This is a genomic window from Nonomuraea maheshkhaliensis (assembly GCF_039529435.1).
Taxonomy (GTDB): Bacteria; Actinomycetota; Actinomycetes; order Streptosporangiales; family Streptosporangiaceae; genus Nonomuraea; species Nonomuraea maheshkhaliensis.
This window is the reverse complement of record NZ_BAAAMU010000304.1, coordinates 1-1,520: the sequence shown is the minus strand read 5'-3', so window position 1 is coordinate 1,520 and position 1,520 is coordinate 1. Positions and strand designations below refer to the sequence as shown.

The 1,520-nt window shown below is 66.6% G+C and carries 1 protein-coding gene; it reads left to right on the top strand.

What is annotated here, in order from left to right; all coding sequences use genetic code 11:
- A partial coding sequence (locus tag ABFX54_RS56525; protein ID WP_346115598.1) for a non-ribosomal peptide synthetase occupies nucleotides 1–1,520 on the top strand: 1,520 nt, incomplete at both ends.

The following is a 1,520-nucleotide window of genomic DNA, read 5'->3' as shown; positions in this document are numbered from 1 at the left end:
GTGGATGTGCTTGATGTGGGTGAGTGGCGGCGGGTGGTGGAGGAGTGGAACGACACTGCTGTTGATCTTGGTGGGTTGTCGGTGGTGGAGTTGTTCGAGGGTCAGGATCCGGGTGCGGTGGCGGTCTCTGTGGGTGGTGTGGAGGTTTCGTATGGGGAGGTGGAGGAGCGGGCGAATCGGTTGGCGCATGTGCTGATCGGTGAGGGGGTGGGGGCGGAGTCTTTGGTGGGGGTGTGTCTCGGGCGTGGGGTGGATTTGGTGGTGGCGTTGCTTGCGGTGTGGAAGGCGGGGGCGGGTTTTGTGCCGGTTGATCCGGGTCAGCCGGTGGAGCGGGTGGCGTTCATGCTGGCGGATTGTGGTGCGGCGTTGATGGTGACCAGTGGTGAGGTTGCGGATGAGTTGCCGGCGGGGCGTGGGCGGGTGCTGGTGGTGGATGACGTTCTGATGGGGTTGCGGCTGGCTGGGGTGCCGGCGGTGCGGCCTGCTAGGGAGTTGTGTGGTGATCAGGTTGCTTATGTGATTTACACGTCGGGTTCTACGGGTCGGCCGAAGGGTGTGGCGGTCACGCAGGCGGGGTTGGCGAATTATGTGGCGTGGGCTTCGGGGGCTTATGGGGTGGGTGGGGGTGTGCCGTTGCATTCGTCGGTGGCGTTCGACTTGTCGGTGACGAGTTTGTGGGTGCCGTTGGTGTCGGGTGCTGCGGTGGTGGTTAGCGAGCAGGGTGGTGTTGAGGGGTTGTCGGAGGTGTTGTCGCCGGGTTTGGGTCTGGTGAAGGTGGTTCCGGCGCATCTGAGTTTGCTGGCGGAGTCGGTGCCGGTGGATGTGGCGCGGACCTGGGTGGTGGGTGGGGAGGCCTTGTCGGGTGCGGTGGTGCGGTCGTGGCTGGAGCGGTCTCCGGGGTCGGTGATCGTGAATGAGTACGGTCCTACGGAGACGGTGGTCGGGTGTTGTGTTTATGAGGCTGGGTCTGAGGTGGGGGAGTCGGTGCCGATTGGGCGGCCGATTGCTAATTGCCGGTTGTTCGTGCTGGATGAGTGGTTGCGTCCGGTGCCTCCTGGGGTGGCGGGTGAGTTGTATATCGCGGGTGCTCAGGTGGCGCGCGGTTATGTGGGCCGGCCGGGGCTGACGGCGGAGCGTTTTGTGGCCTGCCCGTTCGAGGTGGGTGAGCGGATGTACCGCAGCGGCGACCTCGCCCGCTGGAACGCCGATGGAAACCTGGAGTACCTCGGCCGGACCGACGATCAGGTGAAGATCCGTGGATACCGGGTCGAGCCGGGCGAGGTGGCGGCGGTGCTGTCGGCGCATCCGCTGGTGGCCCAGGCGGCGGTGATCGCCCGCGAGGACGTTCCCGGTGACGCTCGGCTGGTGGCCTACGTCGTTCCGGCTGGGGACGGGGCCGAGGAGGCGGTGCTGGGGTACGCGGCGGCGCGGTTGCCGGAGTACATGGTGCCGGCGGCGGTGGTGGCGCTGGAGGCGTTGCCGCTGACGGCGAACGGCAAGCTCGACCGCAAGGCCCTGCC